At 60.3% G+C, this 26,691-nt stretch carries 31 protein-coding genes; 3 read left to right on the plus strand and 28 right to left on the minus strand.

Annotated elements, in window-relative coordinates; all coding sequences use genetic code 11:
- Nucleotides 1-43 precede the first annotated feature (43 nt).
- From ACR0AC_RS02120 to ACR0AC_RS02130, 3 genes are all read right to left on the minus strand, one after another.
- The gene (locus ACR0AC_RS02120) at nucleotides 44-1,603 is read right to left on the minus strand and encodes a trimethylamine methyltransferase family protein (protein WP_480871757.1); all 1,560 of its coding nucleotides are present in this window, start codon (nucleotides 1,601-1,603) and stop codon (nucleotides 44-46) included.
- Between the two features lie 118 nt (nucleotides 1,604-1,721).
- On the minus strand, nucleotides 1,722-2,414 hold the full coding sequence (locus tag ACR0AC_RS02125; protein ID WP_170451884.1) for an HAD family hydrolase: 693 nt from the start codon (nucleotides 2,412-2,414) through the stop codon (nucleotides 1,722-1,724).
- 23 nt (nucleotides 2,415-2,437) lie between these two features.
- A complete protein-coding gene (locus ACR0AC_RS02130) occupies nucleotides 2,438-2,719 on the minus strand; it encodes a DUF3572 domain-containing protein (RefSeq protein ID WP_170451886.1) in 282 nt (93 codons plus the stop codon).
- 88 nt (nucleotides 2,720-2,807) lie between these two features.
- Here ACR0AC_RS02130 and ACR0AC_RS02135 point away from each other — a divergent pair, with 88 nt between their 5' ends.
- Nucleotides 2,808-4,208, plus strand: coding sequence for a diguanylate cyclase (locus ACR0AC_RS02135; protein WP_170451896.1), 1,401 nt, complete (start codon nucleotides 2,808-2,810; stop codon nucleotides 4,206-4,208).
- Between the two features lies 1 nt (nucleotide 4,209).
- Here the strand turns inward: ACR0AC_RS02135 and ACR0AC_RS02140 are convergent, their stop codons facing one another.
- From ACR0AC_RS02140 to ACR0AC_RS02155, 4 genes are read right to left on the minus strand one after another with little or no spacing between them, the layout of a single operon-like run.
- Entirely contained in the window at nucleotides 4,210-4,683 is a 474-nt protein-coding gene (locus tag ACR0AC_RS02140; RefSeq protein ID WP_480871758.1) for a periplasmic heavy metal sensor, read from the minus strand.
- Nucleotides 4,680-5,033 (minus strand): hypothetical protein, encoded by a 354-nt coding sequence (locus ACR0AC_RS02145; protein ID WP_170621394.1) that lies wholly within the window; start codon nucleotides 5,031-5,033, stop codon nucleotides 4,680-4,682. The genes ACR0AC_RS02140 and ACR0AC_RS02145 overlap by 4 nt, the downstream gene beginning before the upstream one ends.
- Nucleotides 5,026-5,640, minus strand: coding sequence for an RNA polymerase sigma factor (locus ACR0AC_RS02150; protein ID WP_170621391.1), 615 nt, complete (start codon nucleotides 5,638-5,640; stop codon nucleotides 5,026-5,028). The genes ACR0AC_RS02145 and ACR0AC_RS02150 overlap by 8 nt, the downstream gene beginning before the upstream one ends.
- A 6-nt stretch (nucleotides 5,641-5,646) precedes the next feature.
- A complete protein-coding gene (locus ACR0AC_RS02155; RefSeq protein ID WP_170451904.1) occupies nucleotides 5,647-6,114 on the minus strand; it encodes an EF-hand domain-containing protein in 468 nt (155 codons plus the stop codon).
- A 199-nt stretch (nucleotides 6,115-6,313) separates the two neighbouring features.
- Here ACR0AC_RS02155 and ACR0AC_RS02160 point away from each other — a divergent pair, with 199 nt between their 5' ends.
- Both ACR0AC_RS02160 and ACR0AC_RS02165 read left to right on the plus strand, forming a co-directional pair.
- The gene (locus tag ACR0AC_RS02160; RefSeq protein WP_480871759.1) at nucleotides 6,314-6,721 is read left to right on the plus strand and encodes a DUF983 domain-containing protein; all 408 of its coding nucleotides are present in this window, start codon (nucleotides 6,314-6,316) and stop codon (nucleotides 6,719-6,721) included.
- A gap of 25 nt (nucleotides 6,722-6,746) precedes the next feature.
- Nucleotides 6,747-7,448: an NUDIX hydrolase gene (locus ACR0AC_RS02165; protein ID WP_170451906.1), complete on the plus strand. Its 702-nt coding sequence runs from the start codon at nucleotides 6,747-6,749 to the stop codon at nucleotides 7,446-7,448.
- Nucleotides 7,449-7,456: 8 nt separating this feature from the next.
- On the opposite strand, the gene ACR0AC_RS02170 is transcribed toward ACR0AC_RS02165, so the two are convergent.
- The 21 genes from ACR0AC_RS02170 to ACR0AC_RS02270 form a co-directional block, all read right to left on the minus strand.
- Nucleotides 7,457-9,124: a ribonuclease J gene (locus tag ACR0AC_RS02170; RefSeq protein ID WP_480625752.1), complete on the minus strand. Its 1,668-nt coding sequence runs from the start codon at nucleotides 9,122-9,124 to the stop codon at nucleotides 7,457-7,459.
- Nucleotides 9,121-9,900, minus strand: coding sequence for a type III pantothenate kinase (locus tag ACR0AC_RS02175; RefSeq protein ID WP_170451910.1), 780 nt, complete (start codon nucleotides 9,898-9,900; stop codon nucleotides 9,121-9,123). Before ACR0AC_RS02175 ends, ACR0AC_RS02170 begins: the two co-directional genes overlap by 4 nt.
- An 11-nt stretch (nucleotides 9,901-9,911) precedes the next feature.
- Nucleotides 9,912-10,661: a biotin--[acetyl-CoA-carboxylase] ligase gene (locus ACR0AC_RS02180; protein ID WP_170451912.1), complete on the minus strand. Its 750-nt coding sequence runs from the start codon at nucleotides 10,659-10,661 to the stop codon at nucleotides 9,912-9,914.
- A 54-nt stretch (nucleotides 10,662-10,715) separates the two neighbouring features.
- The gene (gene nuoN, locus ACR0AC_RS02185) at nucleotides 10,716-12,158 is read right to left on the minus strand and encodes an NADH-quinone oxidoreductase subunit NuoN (RefSeq protein WP_480871760.1); all 1,443 of its coding nucleotides are present in this window, start codon (nucleotides 12,156-12,158) and stop codon (nucleotides 10,716-10,718) included.
- A gap of 15 nt (nucleotides 12,159-12,173) precedes the next feature.
- The gene (locus tag ACR0AC_RS02190) at nucleotides 12,174-13,718 is read right to left on the minus strand and encodes an NADH-quinone oxidoreductase subunit M (protein WP_170451917.1); all 1,545 of its coding nucleotides are present in this window, start codon (nucleotides 13,716-13,718) and stop codon (nucleotides 12,174-12,176) included.
- Nucleotides 13,718-15,895 (minus strand): NADH-quinone oxidoreductase subunit L, encoded by a 2,178-nt coding sequence (nuoL, locus tag ACR0AC_RS02195; RefSeq protein WP_480871761.1) that lies wholly within the window; start codon nucleotides 15,893-15,895, stop codon nucleotides 13,718-13,720. The genes ACR0AC_RS02190 and nuoL overlap by 1 nt, the downstream gene beginning before the upstream one ends.
- 7 nt (nucleotides 15,896-15,902) lie before the next feature.
- Nucleotides 15,903-16,208, minus strand: coding sequence for an NADH-quinone oxidoreductase subunit NuoK (gene nuoK / locus ACR0AC_RS02200; RefSeq protein WP_005984024.1), 306 nt, complete (start codon nucleotides 16,206-16,208; stop codon nucleotides 15,903-15,905).
- 4 nt (nucleotides 16,209-16,212) lie between these two features.
- Nucleotides 16,213-16,815, minus strand: a complete 603-nt coding sequence (locus ACR0AC_RS02205; RefSeq protein ID WP_039534292.1) for an NADH-quinone oxidoreductase subunit J — start codon at nucleotides 16,813-16,815, stop codon at nucleotides 16,213-16,215.
- Nucleotides 16,812-17,222, minus strand: coding sequence for a carboxymuconolactone decarboxylase family protein (locus ACR0AC_RS02210; RefSeq protein ID WP_480871762.1), 411 nt, complete (start codon nucleotides 17,220-17,222; stop codon nucleotides 16,812-16,814). The genes ACR0AC_RS02205 and ACR0AC_RS02210 overlap by 4 nt, the downstream gene beginning before the upstream one ends.
- A complete protein-coding gene (nuoI, locus tag ACR0AC_RS02215; protein ID WP_068347504.1) occupies nucleotides 17,219-17,713 on the minus strand; it encodes an NADH-quinone oxidoreductase subunit NuoI in 495 nt (164 codons plus the stop codon). Before nuoI ends, ACR0AC_RS02210 begins: the two co-directional genes overlap by 4 nt.
- Nucleotide 17,714: 1 nt before the next feature.
- Nucleotides 17,715-18,752 (minus strand): NADH-quinone oxidoreductase subunit NuoH, encoded by a 1,038-nt coding sequence (nuoH, locus tag ACR0AC_RS02220; protein ID WP_170451928.1) that lies wholly within the window; start codon nucleotides 18,750-18,752, stop codon nucleotides 17,715-17,717.
- Between the two features lie 195 nt (nucleotides 18,753-18,947).
- Nucleotides 18,948-20,966: an NADH-quinone oxidoreductase subunit NuoG gene (nuoG, locus tag ACR0AC_RS02225; RefSeq protein WP_480871763.1), complete on the minus strand. Its 2,019-nt coding sequence runs from the start codon at nucleotides 20,964-20,966 to the stop codon at nucleotides 18,948-18,950.
- Between the two features lie 3 nt (nucleotides 20,967-20,969).
- Nucleotides 20,970-21,374 carry a DUF5333 domain-containing protein gene (locus tag ACR0AC_RS02230; protein WP_170451932.1) on the minus strand — a complete coding sequence of 135 codons (405 nt, stop codon included), beginning with the start codon at nucleotides 21,372-21,374 and terminating at the stop codon, nucleotides 20,970-20,972.
- 98 nt (nucleotides 21,375-21,472) lie between these two features.
- Entirely contained in the window at nucleotides 21,473-21,856 is a 384-nt protein-coding gene (locus tag ACR0AC_RS02235) for a hypothetical protein (RefSeq protein ID WP_170523558.1), read from the minus strand.
- A gap of 5 nt (nucleotides 21,857-21,861) precedes the next feature.
- Nucleotides 21,862-22,278, minus strand: a complete 417-nt coding sequence (locus tag ACR0AC_RS02240; protein WP_170451934.1) for an MAPEG family protein — start codon at nucleotides 22,276-22,278, stop codon at nucleotides 21,862-21,864.
- A 5-nt stretch (nucleotides 22,279-22,283) separates the two neighbouring features.
- On the minus strand, nucleotides 22,284-23,582 hold the full coding sequence (nuoF, locus tag ACR0AC_RS02245) for an NADH-quinone oxidoreductase subunit NuoF (protein ID WP_170451936.1): 1,299 nt from the start codon (nucleotides 23,580-23,582) through the stop codon (nucleotides 22,284-22,286).
- A gap of 6 nt (nucleotides 23,583-23,588) precedes the next feature.
- Nucleotides 23,589-23,816 (minus strand): DUF5337 domain-containing protein, encoded by a 228-nt coding sequence (locus ACR0AC_RS02250; protein ID WP_170451938.1) that lies wholly within the window; start codon nucleotides 23,814-23,816, stop codon nucleotides 23,589-23,591.
- A 33-nt stretch (nucleotides 23,817-23,849) separates the two neighbouring features.
- Nucleotides 23,850-24,983: an NADH-quinone oxidoreductase subunit NuoE gene (nuoE, locus tag ACR0AC_RS02255; RefSeq protein ID WP_480871764.1), complete on the minus strand. Its 1,134-nt coding sequence runs from the start codon at nucleotides 24,981-24,983 to the stop codon at nucleotides 23,850-23,852.
- Nucleotides 24,983-25,261: a DUF4267 domain-containing protein gene (locus tag ACR0AC_RS02260; RefSeq protein WP_480871765.1), complete on the minus strand. Its 279-nt coding sequence runs from the start codon at nucleotides 25,259-25,261 to the stop codon at nucleotides 24,983-24,985. The genes nuoE and ACR0AC_RS02260 overlap by 1 nt, the downstream gene beginning before the upstream one ends.
- Nucleotides 25,262-25,338: 77 nt before the next feature.
- On the minus strand, nucleotides 25,339-26,562 hold the full coding sequence (locus ACR0AC_RS02265) for an NADH-quinone oxidoreductase subunit D (RefSeq protein ID WP_480871767.1): 1,224 nt from the start codon (nucleotides 26,560-26,562) through the stop codon (nucleotides 25,339-25,341).
- Nucleotides 26,562-26,690: a hypothetical protein gene (locus ACR0AC_RS02270; RefSeq protein ID WP_480871769.1), complete on the minus strand. Its 129-nt coding sequence runs from the start codon at nucleotides 26,688-26,690 to the stop codon at nucleotides 26,562-26,564. The genes ACR0AC_RS02265 and ACR0AC_RS02270 overlap by 1 nt, the downstream gene beginning before the upstream one ends.
- Nucleotide 26,691: the final 1 nt, after the last annotated feature.

Genomic DNA, 26,691 nt, shown 5'->3' on the forward strand with positions numbered 1-26,691 from the left:
TGCCCGATTTGCCGAGAATCCGCTCAAGCAAGACGGTCTAAGGTCAAAAATCCGTGGGTGCCCCGCCTTCCGCTTTGCGACGTTCAACAAATTCGGCCAGCTCCTCGCGAATTCCGTCATCCATCGCCGGAGGCTCAAAGCTGGTGATGATCTCTTTGAACATGTGATGCGCCCGTTCGGCTGTCCAGATACCGCCTGCGACCTCCCAGCCTTCAAAGTTTTTCCAGTCGCTCAGGAAGGGTTGATAAAACGCCGTGGTGTACCGATCCTGCGTGTGCTGGATGCCAAAGAAGTGGCCGTCATTCCCGACCGAACGGATGGCGTCCACGGCGATCTCATCCGGGCCGGTCGCGACAATTTCGGGGTCCATATAGCGTTGAATTTGCTGAAGAACCTCGCAATCCATGATGAATTTCTCAGGGCTTGCGATCAGGCCACCTTCCAGCCAGCCAGCCGCATGATACACCATGTTCGTGCCCGACTGTACCGCCGCCCAAAGCGAGTTTGACGTCTCCCAAACCGATTGCCCGTCCGGTACGTTTGCCGCGCAAACGCCCGAGGATCGCATCGGCAGATTATAAAACCGCGCCATCTGCCCGGTCATCTGGGTCGAGCGCATGTATTCCGGCGTTCCAAAGGCCGGAGCGCCGGTTTTCATGTCGACATTCGAGGTAAACGTCCCGATTGCGCAGGGCGTGCCGGGGCGGACATATTGGAACAGCGCGATTGCACAAAGCGCCTCGGCCAGCGACTGCGCCACCGCCCCTGCCATCGTCACCGGTGCCATCGCGCCTGCAAGCGTGAATGGCGTCACCACAATCGCCTGCCCACGCCGCGCCAGACGCAGGCAACCATCGATCATCGGATAGTCGTGTTTCAGGGGCGAGGTCGAGTTGATGTTGGTATACATCCGAGGGCTGGCGTCAAATTCGTCATGGCTCAGGCCGCTTGCGATCCGCACCATCTCCATCACGTCTTCGACCCGCTCTTTGCCCAGCGAATAGGCGTGCATGGCCTTATCCGTCAGTGTCAGCTTGTCATACAGTACATCCAGATGCCGGACGCTGGCATGCAGATCCACGGGTTCGACCGGATAGCCCCCGGCAAAGTGGATGCAGTTGAAATATTGCGTCAGTTTCAGAAGGTTGCGACACATCTGGCGGTTGCCGGGAACCTTCTTGCCGATCTCCATGTCCCAGTAATTTGGTGGAGACGAGACGTTCCCGAACACCATATTCTTGCCGCCGATTTCAATCGTGCGTTCAGGATTTCGGGGGGTGATCGTGAAACTGCTGGGGGCCTTGGCCACCATCTCCATCACGAAATCGCGGCCCATTCGAACGTTGTCGCCTTCTATCTTGCACCCAGCCTTGCGCAGGATCTCAACGGCTTCGTCATTGTAGAACTCGATACCGATCTCTTCCAGAATACGCATCGCACCGTCATGGATCGCCTCGATCCCTTCGGGGCCCAGCGGTTCGGTCGGTCGGTCGGTGTTGACCGGCGGGTTCCATGGCATCTGATCGATAACGGCGCTTCCGCGTCGGGCGGCGGCCCCGGCGCGGCCGCCGCCGCGCCGTTTGCGAGTACTGGTGTCGGCCATCGTCCCCTCCTGCTTTGCTTATCCCAAGCAAGCCTTGAAGACCGTCCGGCAGCCGCTCTGTCTGCGACAGAAAATGTCGGTTTCTTATCCCGATGTGCCGAATTTCGGGTCGGTGAGGTCAGTTCTGCGCCAGCCAGACCGGGATATGCCCGATATCCGGCAGAACCACATCGGCCATTGGGGCCAGTACCTCGGCCTTGGCCAGGCCTGTCAGAACGCCAATGGTCACCATTCCGGCAGCACGCCCGGCCTGCAGGTCATGCAGGCTGTCACCCACCATGGCAATACGCGACGGATCGACACCGACATGGGCGGCAAAGGCCAGCAACTGCCCCGGTCCGGGCTTATATCCATGGCCGCTGTCATACCCGGCGATAAAGTCGAAATGATCGCGAATGCCCACCGACTCCAGGTGCTGAAGCGCGGGGTGTTCGCTGTCATTTGTCGCAACGCCAAGTTTGAGGCCGGATTTCCGCAGACCATCCAGAAACGATTCCAACGGCACTGCGGGGGCCTGAGTGGCCGCCGCAGCCTCGGTATTGATCAGGTCGATAAGTTCGGCCAGCGTGTACCCATCCAGATGAGGCAGCATAAGCTCGGCAATTTCTTCAACCGTGGCTGCGATGACGATACTGTCTTCGGCATATCGATCCTGCTCAAGATCATAGCCGATGACGGCGCCCAGCTCTGCCGCCCGTGTCTGATCGGAACCGGCGAGACGCGTCAGCAGCGACCGCCCGAATGCCCCCCACGTATTGGCGAAATCGAACAGAGTGCCGTCCTTGTCGAAGACGATTGCATCAATGGGCATCGCAGGCTCCTGCTGAGATAGGGTTAGGTCCAGTGCATTTCACCGCCCGCCAGCACCGCGCGGGCCTGTGCGGGTTGGGCATATGGGACCGAATGCGCGTCGCAAAACGCGATGATCCACGAATCATCCATCAGAAGGAAATCCAGAACGGATGCCAAAAAGGCAGGGTCGCCCGCATTGGTCCGCAAATCCTGAGACGCAGCGCCGGTTGAGCCAAGAAATACAGGCAAAAGCTCATCATTTCCGACCAGCCAGCCAAGGGCGGTCAGCGCAAGCGTTTCGGCAGAATCGGCAGAAAGTGACATAAACCGGCCCTGGATTCGGTCTTGGAAAGGGTTTGTTAACCAGACTCATAAACACTTTGTTGACGCATGCAATCAACGGTGAGCGACTATGTCCGTGCAGGGAACCATCCTTGTCCTCGACGGGGTATCAACCAACCGCATTATGCTGAAGGTTCAGCTGACGGCGGCATGGTATCACGTGGTGCAGGGGGAAAAGCTAAAGGGGCTGCGAGCCTTGCTGCGGCGGGTACGGCCCGATCTTGTTCTGACCGCGCAGACCCTGCCGGACGGGACGGCCGCAGATGTCAAAAAGCTTATCCTGAACGAGCCCGAGCTGGGCGATGTGCCCGTGGTGGCGCTTGCGCCTCAGAATGACAAGGCCGCCCGCCTGCGCGCGTTGGAGGATGGGCTGGACGATGTGATGACCCATCCATTCAAGGATACGCTGCTTCTGGCCCGCATTCGCAGCCTGTTGCGGGCGCGGGCCGACACGCAGGACCTTCACGTCAACGACACGCCTCAGACCATTGGATTCGCAGAACAAGCCACGGCATTTCTCACCCCACACAAGCCAGCGCGCGTCGATATTCTGTCGCTGACACCCCGAACCGGCGCGATATGGAACAAGGCCCTGTCCCATCAGACACGGCACATTGTCGGCTGGCACACGCAATCCAATCTGCAGGCGCTGTTGTCGGGCCCGACCCCGGACGCCGTCGTGATCGAATTGGATGCCAGCCCGAGCGGATTGAATATTCTCGCCGACCTCAGATCTCGCAGCGCGACGCGCCACACAGTTCTGATCGGGGTACTGGACGACACCAATGCCGCTATGGCGTCCGAGGCTTTGGATCGCGGCGCGGATGCCGTTTGCCTTGGCGGCTTCTGCCCGCAGGAAATCCAGTTGCGACTGGCAAACCAGCTTGCCCGAAAAACACGTATCGATCAGATGCGCGCCTCGCTGAAACGCGGGATCGCCGACTCGTGGATCGACCCGCTGACCGGGTTGCACAACCGGCGCTACGGTATGCACGCGATGGAACAGATCGCCCGCCAATCGCTGAGGTCCGGGCGCGGCTTTGCGATCATGCTGGCCGATCTGGACCATTTCAAAACGATCAATGACCGCTTTGGGCATGCCAGCGGCGACATGGTGCTGACGCAGGCCGCGACCCGGATGCAGCGGGTTCTGGGGGACACCGGGTTTGTCGCCCGCATCGGCGGTGAAGAGTTCATGATCGGGGCCTCAAACATGACCCGTGCACGGGCCGTCAAACTGGCAGAGGCGCTGTGTGACAGTATTTGCCAACAACCCTTTCACCTGTCCGACACACAGGACCCGATCCCGGTTACGATCAGCATCGGCCTCAAACACGCCTCGCCCGGATATGCGTCGCAAGATACACGGCCCGAGCCTGTGGATAGGCTGATGAAATCAGCGGACGAGGCGCTGTACGCCGCGAAAAGAGCAGGCCGCAATCAGGTTCGGATCCGCCAAAGCGCGGCATGAATCAATCGTGCTTCTGGTGCTTGCGGTGGCCACGCTGAACAACCTCTTCCAGCCGGTCGGCATAACCCTGACGTTCTGCATCCGACATCGCCGAGACACGCGCCAACCATTGAGTTTGTAACGCAGCTTGCAATTGGGCCGTTTCCTGTGCCTGTTGCTGCAACAGAACCTCAACAGCCGCCGGATCGAACGGCACCGCGCGCAATGCCTGGCTGATCGCTACAAAATCCCGCGCCCGGTTACCTGAACGTTCCCGGTGCAACCCCGACAATTCCCCGCGCAGGGATTTGCGGTCGTCTTTGGGCAAAGCGCGATACAAGGCGGGGCCAAAACCCGGTGGGCCCTTGGCGTGGTCACCGCCTTTCAACCGAAGAACCGTCCCCGCAGCAATCCCGACAATCAACAGGTTCAGGGCCAGTGAGAGGGCCAGAACAATCGGCATCCAACGCCGTTTTGGTTTGGTTTCCGCGCTCATTCCGTGGCCTCCAGAAAACTCGTGTCAAAGCCCAGATCCGCTATCAGATAAGACGTGTCCTGCGACGTCACCAAACTGGCCGGGTCGGGCAGAAAAGCAGGTGCGGAAAACCCGATCCAGACACCAGCGGCACTGGCCGCGATCAGGCCACCAAACCCCTGCCAGCCGCCGATCTGTTCTAGAAAACGGACCCATGGTCGGGGGCCGACCGGCGACCGGGCTTTCAGACGTTGCAGGCGAACCGCCTCGGCATCGGTCTGAATGCGTACGGCCAGACCATCCGGCAGGTCGTCGCGCTGCGCCCTTGCCTGGGCAAACAGATCATCCAGTTCCATGTCATCATCAGCCATTTTCATACCCCAGTTCATCCCGTCGTCTGGCCAGATTGGCAGCCAGGCTGCGTTTTCCCCGCGCGGTCAGACTTTCGACCGCTTCTACCGATACCCCCATGATCCCGGCAATCTCGGGGTTGGGCAATTCCTCGATATGGCGCAGGATAACCGCCTGTCTTTGCCGATCCGGCAATTGTGACAGGGCCGCCTGCAATGCATCCTTGCGCGCCTCTTGCTGCATGCGTTCAACCACGCTGACACCATCGTCCTCGGGTTCGGGTACATCCGACAAGGCCTCGGGCCGTTTCTTGCGCCGCATATCCACACAAAGGTTCAGCGTCACCCGGTATAGCCAGGTTGAGACCTTGGCCTGCCCTGGCACCCAGTCCGGTGCCATCTGCCACAGCCGCATCATGGCCTCTTGCGTGATGTCTTCGGCCTCGGCCCGGTTTCCCAGCATACGCAAAGCCACCGAATAGCTGCGCGGCCCCAGACGGTCGGTCAAAAGCCGCGCGGCCCCGGCATCGCCATCAGCAAACTGCCTCAGCAACACATCGTCGCCAAGGTCGGCTGCAGCGGCATCGCCGCCGCAACCTGTATCTGGATGGGAGGTCAGATCCTCCATCCCGCATCAGTTATTGTCGGCGCCCGCCTTGTGACGCTTTTTGTGATGCCGGCCCATTTTGTCTTTTGCATCGGCAAATTCCTGTTCCGAGATGCTGCCGCTGTCATCTGCATCGATCCGGTCAAACATCTTGTCAGCCCGGCGTGGTTTCGGCAACTCATCCTGGCTCAGAAAGCCATCGGCGTTGGCGTCATGCTCTTCGAACATCTTGGTGATACGCTCGTCCGACCGTTTCTGGGCCGCCGCCTGCATTTCTTCAACGCTCAATTGGCCGTCGCCATCGGTATCTGCCGTCGTGAACCGCGCATTGCGATGGGCGGTCATCTCGTCCCTGGTGATCTGCCCATCTCCGTTTGCGTCCAGTTCCTGAAACGAAACGGGCTCACGATCTTTGGGACCCGCCGCCAGAACCGATGTGCCTGTGATGGCGACTGCTGCAAGTACGATACCCGCGATGAAAGTTGAGTTTTTCATGGTTGGTTTCCCTTGTTTGACGCGGCCTCATCACCGCTGCTCATATCCATTCAAACGGGGCGCGCCGGGGTTTCCGTCGCAAAGGTCAAACTTTTTTTGATATTTGGCTTGGGCGCGTCATTGCCCGCATCGGCACAAAGCGACGCACCCCCCTTTAAACTCGCGGACACAAGGCGCAATATCCGGCAAAGATGAGCGCATGAGTTATATTATGGACCAGACGATCGAGACCCCGACCGAAGATGAGCGCCCGACATGGCCTGCTTTGGTCAAAGGCTTTCGTGGCCGGTGCCCCAAATGTGGTGAGGGCAAGCTGCTGCACAGCTATCTGAAGGTGAACGACCACTGCCCGAACTGCGAGCAGGAGCTGTTTCATCACCGCGCCGATGATGGCCCGGCATACCTGACGATTCTGGTGGTCGGGCACCTGCTGGCCCCCGCGCTGCACGTCTCGTACGTGCATTGGCGGCCGGATCCGTGGACCATGGCAATCGGCTTTTCCATTGCCTGTGTGGCGCTGTCGCTGTACCTGCTGCCCCGCCTGAAGGGGGCCATGGTGGCCTATCAATGGGCACGCCGGATGAACGGGTTCGAGAAAGCCTCATGAGGTCATCCATCGGAACCGGCCACGCATGAGCATCGACAAAACAGCAATACGGGACGCGGCGACAGTCATTGTCTTGCGCAATCGCCTGACGGATCCGTCGATTCTGATGGGGCAACGCGGCACCAATGCCGTGTTCATGCCCAACAAGTTTGTTTTCCCCGGCGGCGCGGTTGACCCGTCGGACGGGAGTGTTCCTTTGGCCACGCCGCTGCCCGGTTTGTGTCAAGACCGGCTTGCCGAACAATCCGCGCCCGATCTGCAAACCGCGCTGGCCGCCGCTGCGATACGCGAATTGTGGGAAGAAACCGGACTGGTTCTGGGGCAGCCCGGCACTTGGTCCGCGACCGTGCCCGAGGATTGGGCGGAATTTGCCGACATGGGATTTCTGCCATCCGCCAAAGGCTTACAGTTCGTTTTTCGCGCGGTCACGCCGCCCGGCCGCCCACGCCGGTTTGATGCGCGGTTCTTTCTGGTCGATGCGGATGAGATTCAGGGCGATCTGGACGATTTCAGCCGCGCCTCGGACGAGCTGTCGCATCTGCAATGGGTCCAGCTGGACCGCGCCCGTGATCTGGACCTGCCCTTCATCACCGAAGTTGTTCTGGCCGAAATCGCAGCGCGCGTGACCGATCCGACGCCACCGGCATCGGTTCCCTTCTACCAGAACCAGGATGAGGCCAGCCTGTTTCTGCGCCTGCGCGGATACCCGATGCCGGATGCCGACTGACGCCGGGCTTACTTCATCCGGCTAATCACAACGGTAACTTCGGGCTTCTTGCCGATCTCGGTCTTGGCGGTCTGACGCACGATCCGGCGCATCGCCTCTTCCAGCTTGTCATCGTCGCGCAGGGTCTTGGCCTCGGCCCGCATCAGGAACTGGTTCAGGTCTTCCTCCAGCACCTCGACCAAAGCGGCCCGCGAGGTTCCGGTTTCCGGTAGGCCCATCATATCGCACCAGGGTTCGCCCAGCGGCTCGTCCTCTTCATCCAGAATGACTGTGACCGTGACATGCCCGTTCAGCGCCATGCGAATACGGTCGCGGACAATGCCGTCCAGCGCGCCGATCTTGACGGTGCCGTCCAGATAGGTGCGTCCGGTCTCGACATAATCCACAACCTTGGGCGCATTGCCGGTCAGGTCCAACATGGTGCCGTTGACCGCAAGGATACCGGTCCGCCCGCCAGCCTCGGCCAGTTTCGCATGTTCGCGCAGGTGGCGGTGTTCGCCGTGCATCGGGATGACCATCTGAGGGTCAGTCAGCGCATGCACCTTCTCAAGATCAGGCCGGTTGGCGTGGCCCGAGACGTGATACAGCCCCGAGCTGTCATCGACCACATCCACGCCCTTTTCGCTAAGCTGGTTCATGATGAAGATCACGCCGCGCTCGTTTCCGGGAATGGTCTTCGACGAGAACAGGAACAGATCGCCCTCTTTCAGTTCGATCCCGCGATACTTGCCGCGTGCCAGTTGCGCGCTGGCGGCGCGGCGTTCGCCCTGACTGCCGGTCACGATCAGCATCAGGTTCTGGCGCGGCAGGTCCACCGCCTCTTCGGCGCTGATCACCTTGGGGAAGTCCGACAGGATACCGGTTTCCGTCGCCGCCTCGATCATCCGGCGCATGGCGCGGCCCAGCAAAACAACCGAACGCCCGGCCCGCTGCCCGGCCTCTGCCAATGTCTTCACCCGCGCAACGTTCGAGGCAAAAGTGGTGGCCACAACCATACCTTCGGCGCTTTCGACCAGCTTTGTGATCTCGGGCCCAACTTCGGATTCCGATCGTCCGGGATGGGCTGAAAACACATTGGTGCTGTCACAGACCAGCGCCTTGACACCCGATTTGGCAACCTCGGTCCACAGGTCCGGGTCAAACGCTTCCCCCACAACCGGGTTTGCGTCCAGTTTGAAATCGCCCGAATGCACGATCCGGCCCGCAGGCGTGTCGATCACCAAGGCCGCGCTTTCGGGGATCGAATGCGAGACCGGCAGGAAACCCACGGTGAACGGGCCAGCCGAGACCTGCTCGGGCCAGGCCGAGGCGGTGCGCACGGCGTCTTCGGGATGGCCATGTTCGTCCATCTTGCGGCGGGCGATATTGGCGGTGAAAGCACGTGCATAGACCGGCGCGCCAAGTGCTTCGTAACAATGGGCCACGGCGCCCACGTGATCTTCGTGCGCGTGGGTGACAAAGATCGCCTCAAGCCGGTCGGCGCGGTCCTGCAGCCATGAAATATCGGCGTGGATCAGATCAACCCCTGGCGTGGTATCCATATCGGGAAACGTCACGCCCAGATCGACGAGGATCAGGCGTTCCTTGCCCGGTTCACCATAGCCATACACATAGGCATTCATGCCGATTTCACCGGCCCCGCCCAGCGGCAGGTAGATCAGTCTTTCGCTGCTCATGTCGAGCCATTTTCCTTGTTATAGCGATGGATCACGGTCAGGCCGTGCATCGTCAGATCATCTTCGATTGCGTCGAACCCCACGTCGGCCTGATCGAACAAGGGTGCGAGCCCTCCGGTTCCAACGACTTTCATCGGCATTCCGTATTCGGTCTTGATGCGGGCAATCAGCCCCTCGATCAGACCAGAATAGCCCCAATACACGCCCGACTGGATACAGCCAACCGTATTCGTGCCAATCACTTTGTCCGGCCGCGTAATGTCGATATGCGGCAACGCCGCAGCGCCCTGATGCAAAGCCTCCAGGCTGAGGTTCACCCCCGGCGCAATGATGCCGCCGACATAAGCGCCGTCGGCGGCCACGACGTCGAAATTGGTTGCGGTGCCGAAATCCACCACCACCACATTGCCGCCATGCCGGTCAAACGCCCCGACCGCGTTGGCCAGACGATCCGGGCCAGGCACGGTGCCTTCATCCACGCGGGGCGTCACAGGCAACAGGCAATCGGGTTTACCCACCACCCATGGCCGGCAGCCAAAGAACCGATCCGCAAATATACGAAGGTTGAACACCACGCGCGGCACGGTCGAGGCGATAATCACATCCGTGATCTCGGCCTCGATGCCGTAATGTTTCACCAGCGTCGAATACCATGTGAAATAGGCGTCCGCCGTGCGCGAATGATGGGTCGACGTGCGCAGGGTGCACAGGAAGGTTTCGCCATCCCAGATCGAGAATACGGTGTTCGTGTTGCCGCAATCGATGGCCAGAAGCATCTGCGCCCCTTTCAGAAATATACATCCGCCGCGGGAATGCTCACGCGGCCTTTCGCGGTGTTTAGGACAAGGTTGCCCCCCGCGTCCACCGTTTCGAAGGTGCCTACCGTCTCTGACGTTCCGGTACGGGCGGTGATTACCTCACCCAGACGCGCCGCGCGGGCCAGCCAGGCGGTGCGGATCGGCTCGAACCCATAGGTGACAAACTGGGTCTCGTAACGGGCATAGGCGGCGGCGAGTTCGGTCAGGAAATCCTCGGGCGTGACATGGGCCCCGGTTTCGGACAGCAATGAGACGGGGCGCATTGCACCGGGCTCCACCGCCTCGGGGTCTGGGGCCGAGGCCAGATTTACGCCAATGCCGATGGCCAGATGGGCCACGCCGCGCCCCTGCCCGGTGCTTTCCAGCAGGATTCCCGCCAGCTTGCCGCCATTCAGCAGCACATCGTTGGGCCATTTCAGCGACAGACCGTCCGCCCGCCCGGTGACAGCCACACAGGCGTCAAACAGGGCCAGCGCGGCCACGAAACTGCGCAAAGCCGATTGTTCCGGCGCACCTTGCGGACGCATCAGCAAGGTCGCGGCCAGATTGCCCATGGGGTTCGCCCACGCCCGCCCGCGCCGTCCGCGCGCTGCGGTTTGGTGATGCGCCATGATCCACACTGGACCACTGGCGTTTGGGGCGATGCGCGCCGCCTCGTTCAGGGTGCTATCAACTTCCTGCACCTCGTGCAGGCCGTAGCCTTGGGGCCATTTGGTCATATCAAAAAGGCCCGGTCGCGCGACCGAGCCCCTCCTTCACAGTGTTCAAAACGATCAGTTGACAAGCGTGGCTGCCGCAGCTGCCGCTGCGCCCTCGACACCGAACTGATAAAACACGCCGACCAGCATCAGGGCTGCCGATCCCATCAGGGCGACCCACAAAACGGGCGATGACCGCGTTTCAATCGGTTCCTCGTTCTCGGCCCCGAAATACATGTAGAACACGATCCGAAGGTAATAGAACGCACCGATGACCGAGGCGATGGCCGAGACGATGACCAGACCCGTCAGACCCGCGCTGACGCCCGCTTGCCAGACCCCGAATTTGGCAAAGAACCCAAGCATCGGCGGCACGCCCGCAAGGCTGAACATCAGGATCAGAACCGCCAGCGCCTTGCCCGGATCATGCCTGGAATACTGGCGCAAGGCGTCGATATCGGTAACGGGTTTGCCATCACGCTCCATCATCAGGATGAAGGCGAAGGTGCCGATATTCATGGTCACGTGAATGGCCAGATACATCAGCATCGCCTTGATGCCCAACTCAGTCCCTGCGGCCAGACCGATCAGCGCATAGCCCATATGCGCAATCGACGAGAACGCCATCAGGCGCTTGATGTCCCGCTGCCCAATGGCGGCGACCGCACCCAGCAGCATCGACAGCACAGACAGCAGCACGATCACTTGTTGCCAGTCTTTCACGATGCCGCCGAATGCGTCATGCAGCAGCCGCGCGAACAGGGCCATCGCCGCCACTTTCGGCGCGGTTGCAAAGAACGCGGTAATCGGGGTCGGTGAGCCCTCGTACACGTCCGGCGTCCACATATGGAACGGCACGGCCGACACTTTGAAGGCCAGACCCGAGATCAGGAAGATCAGACCAAACAGCAGGCCAACCGAGACATCTCCGGCCTGTACAGTCGCGATGATGCCCGAGAAAAGGGTGGTTCCGGTGAAGCCATAAACCAGCGATGCGCCATATAGCAGAAGGCCCGAGCTGAGCGCGCCCAGCACGAAATACTTCAAACCGGCCTCGGTCGATTTCGCACTGTCGCGGCGCAGCGCGGCCACGACGTAAAGGGCCAGAGACTGCAGCTCCAGCCCCATATACAGCGACATCAGATCGCCTGCGCTGACCATCATCATCATGCCCACGGCGGCCAAAGCCACCAGCAACGGATATTCAAAGCGCAGCAGGCCCCGGCGGGCCATGTATTCCTGGCTCATGACCAGAACGGCGGCGGCGGATAGCAGGATCGCGACCTTGGCAAAGCGGGCAAAGCCGTCATCGACAAACATGCCGTTGAAGGCCACGTTGGTGCCGTCACCATTGGTGGCAATCCAGATCGCCAGCAGCGCCATCAGGCCAGCGGTGGTCCAGACCAGAACCGGGGCCAGCCCGTCTTTCGTCGTATAGACGGCCCCGATCAGGGCCACCATCGCATATACGGCCAGAACGATTTCCGGCAGGATTATTGTCAGATCAGCCTGGATCATGTCTCCAAAGCCTCCTTAATGCGAGGCGGCCGTCTGGGTCGCAGCCTCAGCCGCGGCCAGAGCCGTGTCATAGTTCGAAATCAGCGCGGCGGTCGAGTTGCCGATCACATCCGTGACCAGCGATGGGTAGACGCCCAGCAAGATGGTCATCACGATCAGCGGCGCAAAGATCAGCCGCTCGCGCGAGCTCATGTCCGTCATCGCCTTGAGGCTTTCCTTGATCAGATCGCCAAACACCACCCGGCGGTACAGCCACAGCGCATAGCCAGCCGAGAAGATCACACCGGTCGCGGCCACGGCCGTCACCCACGTGTTGACCTGGAAGGCGCCCATCAGGGTCAGGAACTCTCCGATGAAGCCCGACGTTCCCGGCAGGCCGACATTGGCCATGGTGAACAGCATGAAGACCAATGCATAGGCGGGCATCCGGATCACGAGACCGCCATAGGCCTCGATGTCACGGGTGTGCATCCGATCATAGATCACGCCGACGCACAGGAAGAGCGCGGCGGAGATGAACCCGTGGCTCAGCATCTGGAAGATCGCGCCGTCAATACCCTGCTGGTTCGCCGCAAAAATCCCCATGGTGACAAAGCCCATATGCGCGACCGAGGAATAGGCAATCAGCTTCTTCATATCCTCCTGCACCAGCGCGACCAGCGAGGTGTAGACCACTGCAATCGCCGACATCCACAGCACCAGATCGGTCATCACCGCCGAGCCCACCGGGAACATCGGCAGGCTGAACCGCAGGAAGCCATAGCCACCCATTTTCAACAGGATCGCCGCCAGCACGACCGAACCCGCCGTTGGTGCCTGCACGTGCGCGTCCGGCAACCAGGTATGCACCGGCCACATCGGCATCTTCACTGCGAACGAGGCAAAGAAAGCCAGGAACATCAGCGTCTGCATACCGCCGACGATATAGACGCCCAACACGCTGAACCCTTCGGAGGAGAACTGATGGGTCATCAGCGCCTCGATATCCGTGGTGCCCGCATCGGCATACATCGCAACCATCGCCACCAGCATCAGTACCGAGCCGAGGAAGGTGTAGAGGAAGAATTTGAAGCTGGCATAAATGCGGTCCTTGCCGCCCCAGATGCCGATGATCAGGAACATCGGGATCAGGCCTGCCTCGAAGAACAGGTAGAACAGCACCAGATCCAGCGCCATGAACACGCCCAGCATCAGCGTTTCCAGCAGCAGGAAGGCCACCATGTATTCCTTGACGCGGTCCGTCACCTGCCAGCTGGCCAGAATGGTCAGCGGCATGATGAATGTGGTCAGCAGCACGAACAGAACGCTGATCCCGTCCACGCCCATCTTGTATTTCAGGCCCAGCAGCCATTCACCCTCTTCCACCATCTGAAAGCCGGTGTCGTTGGGGTCAAAGCCGGTGTAGATGCCGATCGAGACAAGGAAGGTCACCGTGGTCGCCAGCAGCGCGACCCATTTGGCATTCCGTTGCGCCGCTGCGTCGTTGCCGTGCAGGAACAGAGCCAGAATGCCCGCTGCGATGGCCGGGATGAAGGTGACGATGGAAAGGATATTGTCCATTACTGCGCCCCTCCGCCGATCGACATCCAGGTCACAAGGGCCGCGATGCCCAGCACCATCCAGAAGGCATAGGTGAAGATGTACCCGGTCTGCGCCTTGCCTGCGAGGCGGGTGAAGAAGGGAACAACGCCCATGGCTACTCCGTTCAGGAAACCGTCGATTGTATTGCCGTCACCGCGCTTCCACAGGAACCGGCCAAGGGCCACGGTGGGTTTGACAAAGACCGCGTCATAGATCTCGTCAAAGTACCATTTGTTCAGCAGGAACAAGTACAACGGACGCTGGTTTGCAGCCAAGCGCGCGGGCAACGTGGTGTTCACGATGTAGAACCAATAGGCCACGACAAAGCCCAGCAGCATCGCCACGAAGGGCGAGACCTTGACCCATTTCGGTACCGCATGGGCATCGTCCAGCACGGTATTGTCGGGTGCTATATACAGCGCGCCTTCGCCCGGCTCACCCGCAAACACGTAGTGATGGTCGCCGCCATGGGCGTCTTTCTCTCCATGGTTGTCATCCGCATGACCCGCATCTGTATGTGCGTCATCGGCGTGGCCTTCGTCCCCATGATGCGCATCAGCGGTGCCGTCGGCGACATGCTCGGCATGGGTCGCGTCATCATGCCCTTCGGCGTGTTCGGATGCTTCGGCTACGGGGATGCCATAGAACTTGCCAACCTTATCGGTATGGCCAAAGAAGTTGCTGTACCAGATCATTCCGGCAAAAACGGCCCCGATAGACAGCGCGCCAAGCGGGATCAGCATGGTCAACGGGCTTTCATGGGCGTGGTCATGCGTGTGCTTGTCACCGCGCGGCTCACCATAGAAGGTCAGAAAGATCAGACGCCAGCTATAGAACGAGGTGAAGACAGCGGCAATCACCAGCATCCAGAAGGCATAGCCCGTTCCACCGGCAAAGGCGCTTTCGATGATGGCGTCCTTGGACAGGAACCCGGCAAAGCCGAACGTGGTCAGCGGGATCCCCACACCGGTGATGGCCAGCGTGCCGATCATCATCGCCCAGAAGGTATAGGGGATCTTCTTCCGCAGCCCGCCGTATTCGGTCATCTCCTGCTCGTGATGCATGGCATGGATCACCGAACCCGCACCAAGAAACAACAGCGCCTTGAAGAAGGCGTGCGTCAGCAGGTGGAACATCGCCGCCGAGTACATGCCGACGCCCGCCGCCACGAACATATAGCCCAGTTGCGAACAGGTCGAATAGGCGATGACGCGTTTGATATCGGTTTGCACCAGACCCACGGTCGCCGCAAAGAAGGCGGTCGAGGCCCCAAGGAAGGTGATGAACGCGGTGGCGCCCGGCGCGAACTCCATCAACGGCGACATGCGGCAGACCAGGAACACACCCGCCGTCACCATGGTCGCAGCGTGGATCAGCGCCGACACCGGCGTCGGGCCCTCCATCGCGTCCGGCAACCAGGTGTGCAGGATCAACTGCGCAGATTTCCCCATCGCGCCGATGAACAGCAGGACGCAGATCACCTCAATCGCTGTCCACTCCCCCCATAGGAAGGTCAGTTGCGTTTCGGCCAGCGTCGGGGCCGAGGCGAAAACGTCCGAGAAATTGATGCTGTCGGTCAGGAAGAAGATCGCGAAGATGCCCAAGGCAAAACCGAAATCGCCGACACGGTTGACGATAAACGCCTTCATCGCCGCCGCATTGGCGCTGGATTTGCGGTAATAGAACCCGATCAACAGGTAGGACGCGACGCCCACGCCTTCCCAGCCAAAGAACATCTGCACCAAATTGTCCGCCGTCACCAGCATCAGCATGGCGAAGGTGAAGAAGGACAGATAGGCAAAGAAACGCGGCTTGTAGCTTTCACCCTCACGCCATTGCGGGTCGTGGTCCATGTAGCCGAAGGAGTAAAGGTGCACGAGGGCCGAGACCGTCGTCACCACAATCAGCATGATCGCGGTCAGCCGGTCCAGACGGATCGCCCAGCTTGTCGACAGCGAGCCGCTCTCGATCCAGCGCAGGATTTCGATCTGCTGGGTCTGGCCATCGAAGGTCAGGAAGACGATCCACGACAGCAGACAGGCGAGGAACAGGAGGCCCGTGGCGGTCCACATGGCGGCCTTTTCGCCAATAAAGCGCCAGCCAAACCCGCAGAGCAGCGCGCCCACCAACGGGGCAAAGAGGATGGTGGTTTCCATAGTTCCCTTAGCCCTTCATCATATTGACGTCTTCAACCGCGATAGTGCCACGGTTGCGGAAAAAGCAGACCAGAATGGCCAGACCAATCGCCGCCTCGGCCGCCGCAACGGTCAGCACGAACAGCGTAAACACCTGCCCGACCAGATCGCCGAGGAAGCTGGAAAACGCCACAAGGTTGATATTCACCGCCAGCAGCATCAACTCGATGCTCATCAGCAGGATGATGACGTTCTTGCGGTTCAGGAAGAGACCGAAGATGCCGATGACGAACAGCGTCGCCGCGACCGTAAGATAGTGTTCAAGTCCGATCATCGTCTTAAAGCCCCTGCCCCGGTTTCACGTCCTTCAACTCCATCGCCTTGGCCGGGTCGCGCATCATCTGGCCGATGATGTCCTGACGCTTGATGTCCTGACGGTGGCGCAGTGTCAGAACGATGGCACCGATCATGGCCACCAGCAGGATCAGGCCTGCCAGTTGGAACAGAAGGAAGTATTGATCGTAAAGGATGACACCCAGCGCCTCGGTGTTGTGGCGGTCCGCCGGAACCGGCTGCGCCAGATTGGCCGCCGCGCCCTGCGCGCTGTCCCATGCGCCGAAGGCCATGACGAACTGCATCAGGATGACCAGACCGATCAGCAGGGCCAGCGGCATATAGCGCGCCATCTCGGCCTTGAGCTCGGCAAAGTCCACGTCCAGCATCATCACCACGAACAGGAACAGCACCGCGACCGCGCCGACATAGACGATGATCAGCAGCATCGCCACGAACTCGGCCCCCAGCAGCACGAACAGCCCCGCCGCCGACAGGAAGGACAGGATCAGCCACAGCACCGAATGCACCGGCTGACGGCTGATCACAGTGAACAGCCCGCCGGTTATGGCGCTGATGGCAAACAGGTAGAAGGCAAAGACGGTCATTGATCCTCATCCTCGTTGTCGCCCAGGACCTCTTGCGCCAGATCCAGCGCGCGGGTCATGGCCGGGATGCCGGCAAAGACCGACATCTGACCGATCGTTTCCACGATCTCTTGTTTCTTGGCGCCCGTCTCCAGCGCGTGGCGCACGGTCTGGCGCACCGCTGAATCCGCCTGTGCGCCCTGACAGGTCAGCCCGGCCAGCGTCAGCAGCAGGCGGGTCTTGGCATCCAGCCCGTCTTTGTTGACTGTATTGCCGAACATCATCTCCATGACCTCTTTCGGCATGGTCGGCCACAGCGCCTCGAACCCCTTGGGCGAGAATTTCTCCATCGCCGGGTTCATCGCCCTGGCCATGTCCTGAGCCTGCTTCATCATCAGCTCGAACGGATTTGTCGGGCTGTCAGTCATCGGTACGGCGCGTCCAGTTCCAGATTGCGGGCGATCTCGGCCTCCCAGCGTTCGCCGTTCGACAGGAGTTTTTCCTTGTCATAGAACAGCTCTTCGCGGGTTTCCGTGGCGAATTCGAAGTTCGGGCCTTCGACAATGGCGTCGACCGGGCAGGCTTCTTGGCAGAAGCCGCAATAGATGCACTTGGTCATGTCGATGTCGTACCGTGTCGTACGGCGAGAGCCGTCCTCGCGTGGTTCGGCGTCGATGGTGATGGCTTGCGCCGGGCAGATCGCCTCGCAGAGTTTGCAGGCGATGCAGCGTTCTTCGCCATTCGGATAACGGCGCAGCGCGTGTTCGCCCCGGAAGCGCGGGGACAGAGGGCCCTTTTCATGCGGATAGTTCACGGTGGCCTTGGGGGCGAAGAAATACTTCAAACCCAGCTTCATGCCGACCCAGAAGTCCTGCAGCAGGAAATACTTGGCAGCGCGGGTGTAGTCGATGTTTGCCATATCAGCCTCCTACGCTCCAACGGGCGAACGCGCCCCAGAACCAGTCGAATTTCGCCGCAAAGGCCACGAAGACCACCCAGACCAGCGAGAATGGCAGGAACACTTTCCAGCCCAACCGCATCAGTTGGTCATAGCGGTAGCGAGGCGTGATCGCCTTGACCATTGCGAAGATGAAGAAGAAGAACGCCATCTTGGCGACCATCCACAGCACGCCGTCGGGCAGGCCCGGGATCGGCGACAGCCAGCCGCCGAAGAACAGCAGCGAGGTCAGGGCGCACATCAGGAAGATGGCGATGTATTCACCGGCCATGAACAGCAGGAAGGGCGTGGCCGAGTATTCGACCTGATAACCCGCGACCAGTTCCGATTCCGCCTCGGGCAGATCGAAGGGCGGGCGGTTGGTTTCGGCCAGTGCCGAGATGAAGAACAGGAACACCATCGGGAAATGCGGCAGCCAGTACCAGCTGAAGAAACCGAATGAGCCATCCTGAGCGCGCACGATATCACCGAAATTCATCGAACCGGTCGAGATGATGATGCCGATGATGATCAGACCGATCGAGACCTCGTAGGAAATCATCTGCGCGGCAGAGCGCAGCGAGCCCAGGAACGGATACTTTGAGTTCGACGCCCAACCGCCCATAATCACGCCATAAACCTCAAGTGAGGAGACAGCGAAGACGTACAGAATGGCGACGTTGATATCCGACAGAACCCAGCCGTCGTTGAACGGGATCACCGCCCAGGCGATCATCGCCAGCACGAAGGATGTCAGCGGCGCGAGGATGAACACCGTTCGGTCGGCCCCGGCCGGGATCACGACCTCTTTCACCACATATTTCAGCGCGTCCGCCACCGATTGCAGCAAGCCGTATGCACCGACAACGTTCGGGCCGCGACGCATCTGGACAGCAGCCCAGATCTTGCGGTCACCATAAACAAGGAACAACAGCGAAATCATCACAAAGGCAACAACGGCAAGCACTTGCGCCAGTATGATGATGGCTATTCCGCCGGGGGTGTTAAAGAATTCAGCCATTGGTCCTCACACCGTGGGTATTCCGTTTTCCGCCTGCGTCACGATAGTCGCGAGGCAGCGGCTGGGTCGGCGCGTAGGTGTAAACAGCATCCGCCGCCCTCGCGCTACCCTTTTTCTTTGGTTCCACATTCACGCCCCGCGCGGTGACCTGCCGAAAGGCAGCCGCGCTGGTTGGCGATATGAAACAGCTCTGGTTCATTCCGCAGCGATCTTTTCGGCCTTACGCGCCTGCGCTTGCGCCGACAGCTCGGCCATCAGTTGCGAGGCGCGGGCGATTGGGTTGGTCAGGTAGAAATCCTGGATCGCGTGGCGGAAGCTGGCTTGGCCCAGAAGGCCTGCCTCGAGCGGTTGAAATTCGTTCTCGATCACCTCGTCGATGCGGGCCAGATGCGGAACCGCCTCGATCAGTACGGTGCGCAGTTGCGCCAGCGAGTCATAAGGCAGTGTCGCCCCCAATTCGGCCGACAAGGCGCGCAGGATGGCCCAGTTCTCTTTGGCGTCCCCCGGCGCGAAGCCGGCGCGCATCGCCAGTTGCGGGCGGCCTTCGGTGTTCACGAACAGACCGTTTTCCTCGGTATAGGCCGCGCCAGGCAGGATCACGTCGGCACGGTGCGCGCCCCGGTCGCCATGGCTGCCTTGGTAGATCACAAAGGCCCCATCATCGATCTCGACCTCATCCGCGCCCAGGTTATAGATTACCTCGGCCCCTTCGAATGCAGCCTCAAGCCCGCCTTCCGTCACAGCGCCAACATCCATTGCACCAACACGGGCGGCAGCGGTGTGCAGGATCATCAGCTTACCATTGGTCCGCGCGGCTGCCTGCATGGCGTGCCCAAGCACCGCAGCGCCGTCCGCTTCGCGCAGCGCACCCATGCCGACGATGATCACCGAGGGCTTTTCCAGAATGTCGTCGAATTCGTGCTTTTGCAGATCGGCCAGTGCATCCCGCCCCTCGCCCATCTGGAAAACGTCATAGGTCAGATCGGCCTGCGGCCCGATATTGGCGATCTTGGCCCCGTTCAGCCACGCCTTTCGGATGCGTGCATTCAAAACCGGTGCCTCGTCACGCGGGTTGGCCCCGATCAGCAGGATATATTTCGCATTATCAACATCTTCGATCGACGCCGTCCCGACATAGCCCGACCGGTTGCCAGCAGGCAGGCGCGCATTGTCCACACGGCATTCAATATTGCCGTCCAGACCTTCGACCAGTTGCTTCAACGCGAAAGCCGCCTCGACCGGAACAAGATCACCGACCAGCGCCGCAACCTTCTTGCCCTTCATCGCCCCGGCCGCTTTGGTCAGCGCCTCAGGCCATGAAGCCGGGCGCAGCTTGCCGTTTTCACGCACATAGGGCTTGTCCAGCCGCTGACGCCGCAGACCGTCCCAGACGAAACGGGTCTTGTCGCTGATCCACTCCTCATTCACGCCATCATGGTTGCGCGGCAGGAAGCGCATCACTTCGCGCCCTTTGGTGTCCACCCGGATGTTCGAACCCAGAGCATCCATCACATCGATGCTTTCGGTCTTCGTCAGTTCCCACGGGCGGGCGGTAAAAGCATAGGGTTTCGACGTCAGCGCGCCCACCGGGCACAGGTCGATGATATTGCCCTGCATGTTCGAGTCGAGCGTCTGGTTCAGATACGAGGTGATCTCGGCATCCTCGCCCCGCCCGGTCTGGCCCATCTGGGTGATCCCGGCGACCTCGGTCGTGAAGCGCACGCAGCGGGTACAACTGATACAGCGGGTCATCGCGGTACCGACCAGCGGACCCAAATCCAGATCGTCCACCGCCCGCTTGGCTTCCTTGAACCGGGACCCCGAGACGCCATAGGCCATGGCCTGATCCTGCAGGTCACATTCACCGCCCTGATCGCAGATCGGGCAATCCAGCGGGTGGTTGATCAGCAGGAACTCCATCACCCCTTCGCGGGCCTTCTTGACCATGGGAGAGTTCGTCTTGACTTGCGGTACCTGACCTTCCCGCCCCGGACGCAGGTCACGCACCTGCATGGCACAGGATGCGGCAGGCTTCGGCGGGCCGCCCACAACCTCAACCAGACACATGCGGCAGTTCCCGGCGATCGAGAGGCGTTCGTGATAGCAAAACCGTGGAATCTCGATCCCGGCCTCTTCACAGGCCTGGATCAAGGTCATCGAACCATCGACTTCAATCTCCTGTCCGTCGATATTCACTTTCCGAAGGTCAGACATGGTCTAGTTCGCCCTCAAATACACGCCAATGGCGCTGTTTCTTTCGATTTCCGCCCGCCCCAGCGTGCAGAATGAATTTGGTTTGTCATACGAGACACCGTTCTGCGCCAGATAGGCCTCGCCCTTGGCGCGCATCCGGTCCTTTTCGGCATCCGATTCGACGTAAGCCCGGATTTCCGTGTCCGAATATCCCAGTTCATTAGCTTTGGACCGCAGCCCCCACATCACGCCAATCGCCTTCAGACGCCGCCCGCTGATCGAGGGGCAGTATTCGGAGATCTCGTTTGCGATGGCGATATAATAAAGCTCGTTGTCGATCTCAGCGACGTCGCTTAGCGGAGGTTTGGCCTGAACCGCGCCCGGCACGGTCATCAGCGCGGCAACTGCCAGAGTTTTTGCAACAGACATGATCGTTCCTTTTGTTTTGGGTTCCCCAAAACAAAGGTCGGCCGATCTGCTATGCGATAACAGACGCGACAACATGCCGTGATATGCAAGAACGCGCGTCATGGTCTTTGGCAGGTTCCTGCAAAGGCCAGCTTGTCGTTGTCAATCCGCAGCTGCTGCGGATCCGTATCCGGCCCCACCTTCCACGCGATACGGGATGAGCCGAAATTCTGCACGCAGTATTTGATCCCTTCATACCGCCCGGCCTCACGCGCGCCGTTCAAGGAAGCTGATACACCGTTGACGACGATGGTGAACTCGGTCGGTGCCCTTTTCTTATCGACGGCTTTGGCCTTGGTTCTGAAGTAATTGCCTTCGAACAAAACCCGGTCACTTCGGGATGTCGTGATCGTGCTGCAAGCCGTCAGCAACGCCAAAGTCGCGATGGTCAGGCATGTCGTGGCCCGGCTTGCCTTCGCAAACCTTTGATTTCTATAACTCATTCCCATCACAGTGCAGCCACCAAAGCCATAACCCCAATAACAAACATGCAGGCCCAGGCCAGCACATACAGAACCGAGCGCACACCCGAATGCGGTTTACCAACGCCCCGAATGTGAACCCCCAGCATCACAAGCCGGGCGACCAGCGCAATCGACGCCAGCAGGTTGACCCAAAACGGGCTGACCCCCAGCAAAATCGCCGTCACGACAACGATGACAAAAGCGGGCAGTGTTTCCGTGCCGTTCAAATAGGCCCGGTTCAGACGATAGGCCCGGTCCGCATAGTCTTGTTCGGGCGTGGCGCCCGGTGCCAAACCCTTGTTCTGCTTGGCCATGGCGCTGAACGGTGCAAGCAACAACACAACCAGCGTGAATATCACCAGCGAGGCCAGGGCATGAGCGTATTCGGCAAAACCTTCCATTCGATTTACTCCGCAGCTATCGCACTGGCGCGACCCGATTTCTGGGCCTTGATGCGGTCTTCGATCTCATCGCGGAAGTTGCGGATCAGGCCCTGGATCGGCCAGGCCGCCGCGTCGCCAAGGGCGCAGATCGTGTGCCCTTCGACCTGTTTGGTCACGTCAAACAGCATGTCGATCTCTTCCAGTTCGGCCTCGCCGCGCACCAGACGGTCCATCACCCGCATCATCCAGCCGGTGCCTTCGCGGCAGGGCGTACACTGACCACAGCTTTCGTGCTTGTAGAATTTCGACAGCCGCCAGATCGCCTTTACGATGTCGGTGGACTTGTCCATCACGATCACCGCAGCAGTACCCAGACCCGAGCCCAGCTCACCGCGCAAATAGTCAAAATCCATGATCGCATCGCGCATGTTCTCTCCACGCACGCATGGCACGGACGAGCCGCCGGGGATCACCGCCAGCAGATTGTCCCAACCGCCGCGAATGCCACCGCAATGGGTCTCGATCAATTCTTCGAAGGATATCGACATCGCCTCTTCAACAACGCAGGGGTTGTTCACGTGACCCGAGATCGCAAACAGCTTGGTGCCCGCGTTGTTCTGGCGGCCAAAACCCGCGAACCAGTCGGCACCCCGGCGCAGAATGGTCGGCACAACAGCAATCGATTCCACGTTGTTCACCGTCGTCGGGCAGCCATAAAGCCCCGCCCCCGCCGGGAACGGAGGTTTCATCCGTGGCATGCCCTTCTTGCCCTCAAGGCTTTCGATCAGGGCGGTTTCCTCGCCGCAGATATAGGCCCCGGCCCCGTGATGCAGGAACAGATCGAAATCCCAGCCCGAGCCAGCCGCGTTCTTGCCCAGCAGACCCGCATCGTAAGCTTCGTCAATCGCGGCCTGCAACGCCTCACGCTCGCGGATATATTCGCCGCGCAGGTAGATATAGCAGGTATGCGCGTTCATCGCGAATGAGGCGATCAGGCAGCCTTCGATCAGCGTGTGCGGATCATGGCGCATGATCTCGCGATCCTTGCAGGTGCCCGGCTCGGATTCATCTGCGTTCACCACCAGATAGGACGGGCGGCCATCGCTTTCCTTGGGCATGAAAGACCATTTCAGACCGGTCGGGAAGCCCGCGCCGCCGCGACCGCGCAGACCAGAGTCCTTCATCGTTTGGATAATCCAGTCGCGTCCCTTCTCGATCAGGCCAGCGGTGCCGTCCCAATGCCCACGCGCCTGCGCGCCGCGCAGCGTACGCTCGTGCATCCCGTAGATGTTGGTAAAGATCCGGTCCTGATCCTTCAGCATCGCGTGTTACCCTTGGCTATCCTGACGCATGCGCCAGAGTTGAAAAATGTTGACGCCCGCATAGATAAACCCGGCCAGCGCGGCGAGGTCGAACAGCAGCGCATGGCGCGCCGTCAGTTCCATGGCAGGGCCGATGAACAGGTTCATGGCAAGCCAGAACGCCATCGTCACCGCGATGACGATGCCGATGTGACGGCCCTTGCGGGCTATGGCCAGTTCCTTGTCTTTGTCCATCTCACCTCGATGCCCCGGATGGGCACCCGTCATTTAGTCTTCGTCTGTCTGCTCATCATACGTGCCTTCTTCTTTGGCACGTTTGGAGAATTCGGTTTCATCACCCACCGCAAGCTTAGCGGCCTGTTCGATCCAGCCGTCCCGCTCGATCCGGCCCTTGAACTTCAGCCGGGCATCGACCCAGGCCACATGCTCGGGCGTCCACGAGGCGATCTGATCATAGTGGAAAAAGCCCAGATCGTTCAGTTTCTCTTCCAGTTTCGGCCCTACGCCCTTCAGCAGTTTGAGGTCGTCGGGCAAGCCCCCGCGCGCCTCGGGCAGTGTTCTGGGCTGATCTTCCTTTGCCTCTTCGGGCGCAGGCTTGGCCTTGGCTTCTTCCGCCTGTTTCACCGCAGGTTTCGCCGGTTCAGGCGCCTTGGGCGGTTTCGCCGCAGCCGAGGCTCCGGCCTGTTTGCCATCCTTGTCCAGCCACGGCGTCAGGATCGGAACCTCGGTCCCGTCGATGCGCTTGACGGTATCGCCCAGACCGGTCGCCAAAGCGACCGAGGCATTCTGCGCAGGTTTTCCGGCATCGTGCTCCGTCAGGCTGGTCAAACCACCCAGCGGTTCGGCCGCATAGCGCCCGTTCTGCGGGCCCGGCGTCGGTACTTTGCCAGCGGCCAGATCGTCGATGATCTTGCCAAAGCTTTCAGTCGTCAGGTCTTCGTAATAGTCTTTGCCGATCTGAGCCATCGGAGCATTTGCGCAGGAGCCGAGGCATTCGACCTCTTCCCAGCTCAGCTTGCCATCGGCAGACAGTTCATGCGGTTTGGCCGCGATCTTGTCCTTGCAGACCGCGATCAGATCCTCGGCCCCGCAGATCATGCAGGAAGTTGTGCCGCACACCTGAATATGCGCGACCGATCCAACCGGCTGCAGTTGGAACATGAAGTAGAATGAGGCGACCTCGAGCACGCGGATATAGGCCATGCCCAGCATCTCAGCGACAGATTCAATCGCCGGACGGGACAGCCATCCCTCCTGCTCCTGCGCGCGCCACAGCAGGGGGATCACCGCGCTGGCCTGACGGCCTTCGGGGTATTTGGTGATCTGCGCTTCGGCCCATTGCTGGTTGGCAGTGGTGAAGGCAAAGCTTTCGGGTTGTTCGGGGTGAAGACGGCGGAGCATTAGCCAGCAACCTTTCCAGTCTTATGAAAGTAAACTGCCGCAACGATGGCCAGCAGCCCGGCGATGGCATGCGGCCACGGATCGACCGACCAATACAAAACGCTATCGAACAGGCCCAAACCGCCAAGGCCAGCAAGCAGAACGCTCAGAACCTTCGGATCATCGTTTCTAAGCGCCCAGATGAGAATTGCGCCGAAGAACAGGTACCGCCCGCCCATCACAAGCGGCAGAGTGTCCGCCAAATGACTGGTGCGAGCCAGCGCCGAGTCCGGCGCCATAATGTACCACACGCCGTACGCCAAAAGCACGACTGCTGTCAGATAGCTCAACAAGAGAATGACTCGACGAGGCAATGTCACCGATCGATCTCCCCAAACACAACGTCCATCGTTCCGATAATCGCGGCGACGTCGGCCAGTTGGTGCCCTCCGGCGACATGGTCCATGGCTTGCAGATGCAGGAAGCCCGGCGCGCGGAGTTTGGCGCGGTAGGGTTTGTTGGTGCCATCGGCGACCAGATAGACGCCGAACTCACCCTTGGGGGCTTCGACAGCGGCGTAGACCTCGCCTGCAGGCACGTGGAAACCTTCGGTATACAGTTTGAAGTGATGGATCAGGCTCTCCATCGAGGTCTTCATGTCCGAGCGTTTCGGCGGGGTGATCTTGCCGCGCGCCAGAACATCCCCCGGACATTCGCGGATTTTGGCGATGGCCTGACGGATTATCAGCAGCGACTGGCGCATCTCTTCCATGCGCACCAGATAGCGGTCATAGCAGTCGCCGTTCTTGCCGACGGGAATCTGGAAATCGAACTCGTCATAGCATTCATAGGGCTGCGCGCGGCGCAGGTCCCAAGCCAGGCCCGATCCGCGCACCATCACGCCCGAGAAACCGTATTTCTGAATGTCATCTTCGGTCACGACACCAATGTCGGCGTTACGCTGTTTGAAGATGCGGTTTTCGGTCAACAGACCGTCAATGTCATCCAGAACGGCGGGGAACTCATGGCTCCACGTCTCGATATCGTCCAGCAATTCCGGCGGCAGGTCCTGATGAACGCCACCGGGGCGGAAATAGGCGGCGTGCAGACGGGCACCACAGGCACGCTCATAGAACACCATCAGCTTTTCACGCTCTTCAAAGCCCCACAGAGGCGGGGTCAGAGCACCCACATCCATGGCTTGTGTGGTCACGTTCAGCAGGTGGTTCAGAATACGGCCGATCTCAGAATAGAGCACCCGGATCAGCGAGCCCCGGCGCGGCACCTCAACCCCGGTCAGCTTTTCGATGGCGAGGCACCAGGCGTGTTCCTGGTTCATCGGTGCTACATAATCCAGACGGTCGAAATATGGCAGGTTCTGCAGATACGTCCGGCTTTCCATCAGCTTTTCGGTGCCACGGTGCAGCAGGCCGATATGCGGGTCGCAGCGCTCGACAATCTCGCCGTCCAACTCAAGCACAAGACGCAAAACTCCATGCGCCGCAGGGTGTTGCGGGCCGAAGTTGATGTTGAAGTTGCGGATCTTCTGTTCTCCGCTCAGCGCGTCCGTGCTGCCGTCATCGTATCTTGAGCCGTCCATCAACGCCCCCGTTTGTTCTTTTTCGCCTCAGCCCGGACCCGGACCTTTTCCGCCTCGGCGGCCTTGGCGGCGGCCCCGGCCAGAAGAACGCCCAGCGCCCCCAATGCGATCAGTTCCCCCAGCATCATC

The organism is Ruegeria sp. H7 (assembly GCF_056532945.1).

Bases quoted from the DNA above. Each gene is read 5' to 3' on its own strand.
- ACR0AC_RS02120 (WP_480871757.1), bottom strand. From the start codon at position 1,603: ATGGCCGACACCAGTACTCGCAAACGGCGCGGCGGCGGCCGCGCCGGG.
- ACR0AC_RS02125 (WP_170451884.1), bottom strand. From the start codon at position 2,414: ATGCCCATTGATGCAATCGTCTTCGACAAGGACGGCACTCTGTTCGAT.
- ACR0AC_RS02130 (WP_170451886.1), bottom strand. From the start codon at position 2,719: ATGTCACTTTCTGCCGATTCTGCCGAAACGCTTGCGCTGACCGCCCTT.
- ACR0AC_RS02135 (WP_170451896.1), top strand. From the start codon at position 2,808: ATGTCCGTGCAGGGAACCATCCTTGTCCTCGACGGGGTATCAACCAAC.
- ACR0AC_RS02140 (WP_480871758.1), bottom strand. From the start codon at position 4,683: ATGAGCGCGGAAACCAAACCAAAACGGCGTTGGATGCCGATTGTTCTG.
- ACR0AC_RS02145 (WP_170621394.1), bottom strand. From the start codon at position 5,033: ATGGCTGATGATGACATGGAACTGGATGATCTGTTTGCCCAGGCAAGG.
- ACR0AC_RS02150 (WP_170621391.1), bottom strand. From the start codon at position 5,640: ATGGAGGATCTGACCTCCCATCCAGATACAGGTTGCGGCGGCGATGCC.
- ACR0AC_RS02155 (WP_170451904.1), bottom strand. From the start codon at position 6,114: ATGAAAAACTCAACTTTCATCGCGGGTATCGTACTTGCAGCAGTCGCC.
- ACR0AC_RS02160 (WP_480871759.1), top strand. From the start codon at position 6,314: ATGAGTTATATTATGGACCAGACGATCGAGACCCCGACCGAAGATGAG.
- ACR0AC_RS02165 (WP_170451906.1), top strand. From the start codon at position 6,747: ATGAGCATCGACAAAACAGCAATACGGGACGCGGCGACAGTCATTGTC.
- ACR0AC_RS02170 (WP_480625752.1), bottom strand. From the start codon at position 9,124: ATGAGCAGCGAAAGACTGATCTACCTGCCGCTGGGCGGGGCCGGTGAA.
- ACR0AC_RS02175 (WP_170451910.1), bottom strand. From the start codon at position 9,900: ATGCTTCTGGCCATCGATTGCGGCAACACGAACACCGTATTCTCGATC.
- ACR0AC_RS02180 (WP_170451912.1), bottom strand. From the start codon at position 10,661: ATGACCAAATGGCCCCAAGGCTACGGCCTGCACGAGGTGCAGGAAGTT.
- nuoN (WP_480871760.1), bottom strand. From the start codon at position 12,158: ATGATCCAGGCTGATCTGACAATAATCCTGCCGGAAATCGTTCTGGCC.
- ACR0AC_RS02190 (WP_170451917.1), bottom strand. From the start codon at position 13,718: ATGGACAATATCCTTTCCATCGTCACCTTCATCCCGGCCATCGCAGCG.
- nuoL (WP_480871761.1), bottom strand. From the start codon at position 15,895: ATGGAAACCACCATCCTCTTTGCCCCGTTGGTGGGCGCGCTGCTCTGC.
- nuoK (WP_005984024.1), bottom strand. From the start codon at position 16,208: ATGATCGGACTTGAACACTATCTTACGGTCGCGGCGACGCTGTTCGTC.
- ACR0AC_RS02205 (WP_039534292.1), bottom strand. From the start codon at position 16,815: ATGACCGTCTTTGCCTTCTACCTGTTTGCCATCAGCGCCATAACCGGC.
- ACR0AC_RS02210 (WP_480871762.1), bottom strand. From the start codon at position 17,222: ATGACTGACAGCCCGACAAATCCGTTCGAGCTGATGATGAAGCAGGCT.
- nuoI (WP_068347504.1), bottom strand. From the start codon at position 17,713: ATGGCAAACATCGACTACACCCGCGCTGCCAAGTATTTCCTGCTGCAG.
- nuoH (WP_170451928.1), bottom strand. From the start codon at position 18,752: ATGGCTGAATTCTTTAACACCCCCGGCGGAATAGCCATCATCATACTG.
- nuoG (WP_480871763.1), bottom strand. From the start codon at position 20,966: ATGTCTGACCTTCGGAAAGTGAATATCGACGGACAGGAGATTGAAGTC.
- ACR0AC_RS02230 (WP_170451932.1), bottom strand. From the start codon at position 21,374: ATGTCTGTTGCAAAAACTCTGGCAGTTGCCGCGCTGATGACCGTGCCG.
- ACR0AC_RS02235 (WP_170523558.1), bottom strand. From the start codon at position 21,856: ATGAGTTATAGAAATCAAAGGTTTGCGAAGGCAAGCCGGGCCACGACA.
- ACR0AC_RS02240 (WP_170451934.1), bottom strand. From the start codon at position 22,278: ATGGAAGGTTTTGCCGAATACGCTCATGCCCTGGCCTCGCTGGTGATA.
- nuoF (WP_170451936.1), bottom strand. From the start codon at position 23,582: ATGCTGAAGGATCAGGACCGGATCTTTACCAACATCTACGGGATGCAC.
- ACR0AC_RS02250 (WP_170451938.1), bottom strand. From the start codon at position 23,816: ATGGACAAAGACAAGGAACTGGCCATAGCCCGCAAGGGCCGTCACATC.
- nuoE (WP_480871764.1), bottom strand. From the start codon at position 24,983: ATGCTCCGCCGTCTTCACCCCGAACAACCCGAAAGCTTTGCCTTCACC.
- ACR0AC_RS02260 (WP_480871765.1), bottom strand. From the start codon at position 25,261: ATGGCGCCGGACTCGGCGCTGGCTCGCACCAGTCATTTGGCGGACACT.
- ACR0AC_RS02265 (WP_480871767.1), bottom strand. From the start codon at position 26,562: ATGGACGGCTCAAGATACGATGACGGCAGCACGGACGCGCTGAGCGGA.
- ACR0AC_RS02270 (WP_480871769.1), bottom strand. From the start codon at position 26,690: ATGATGCTGGGGGAACTGATCGCATTGGGGGCGCTGGGCGTTCTTCTG.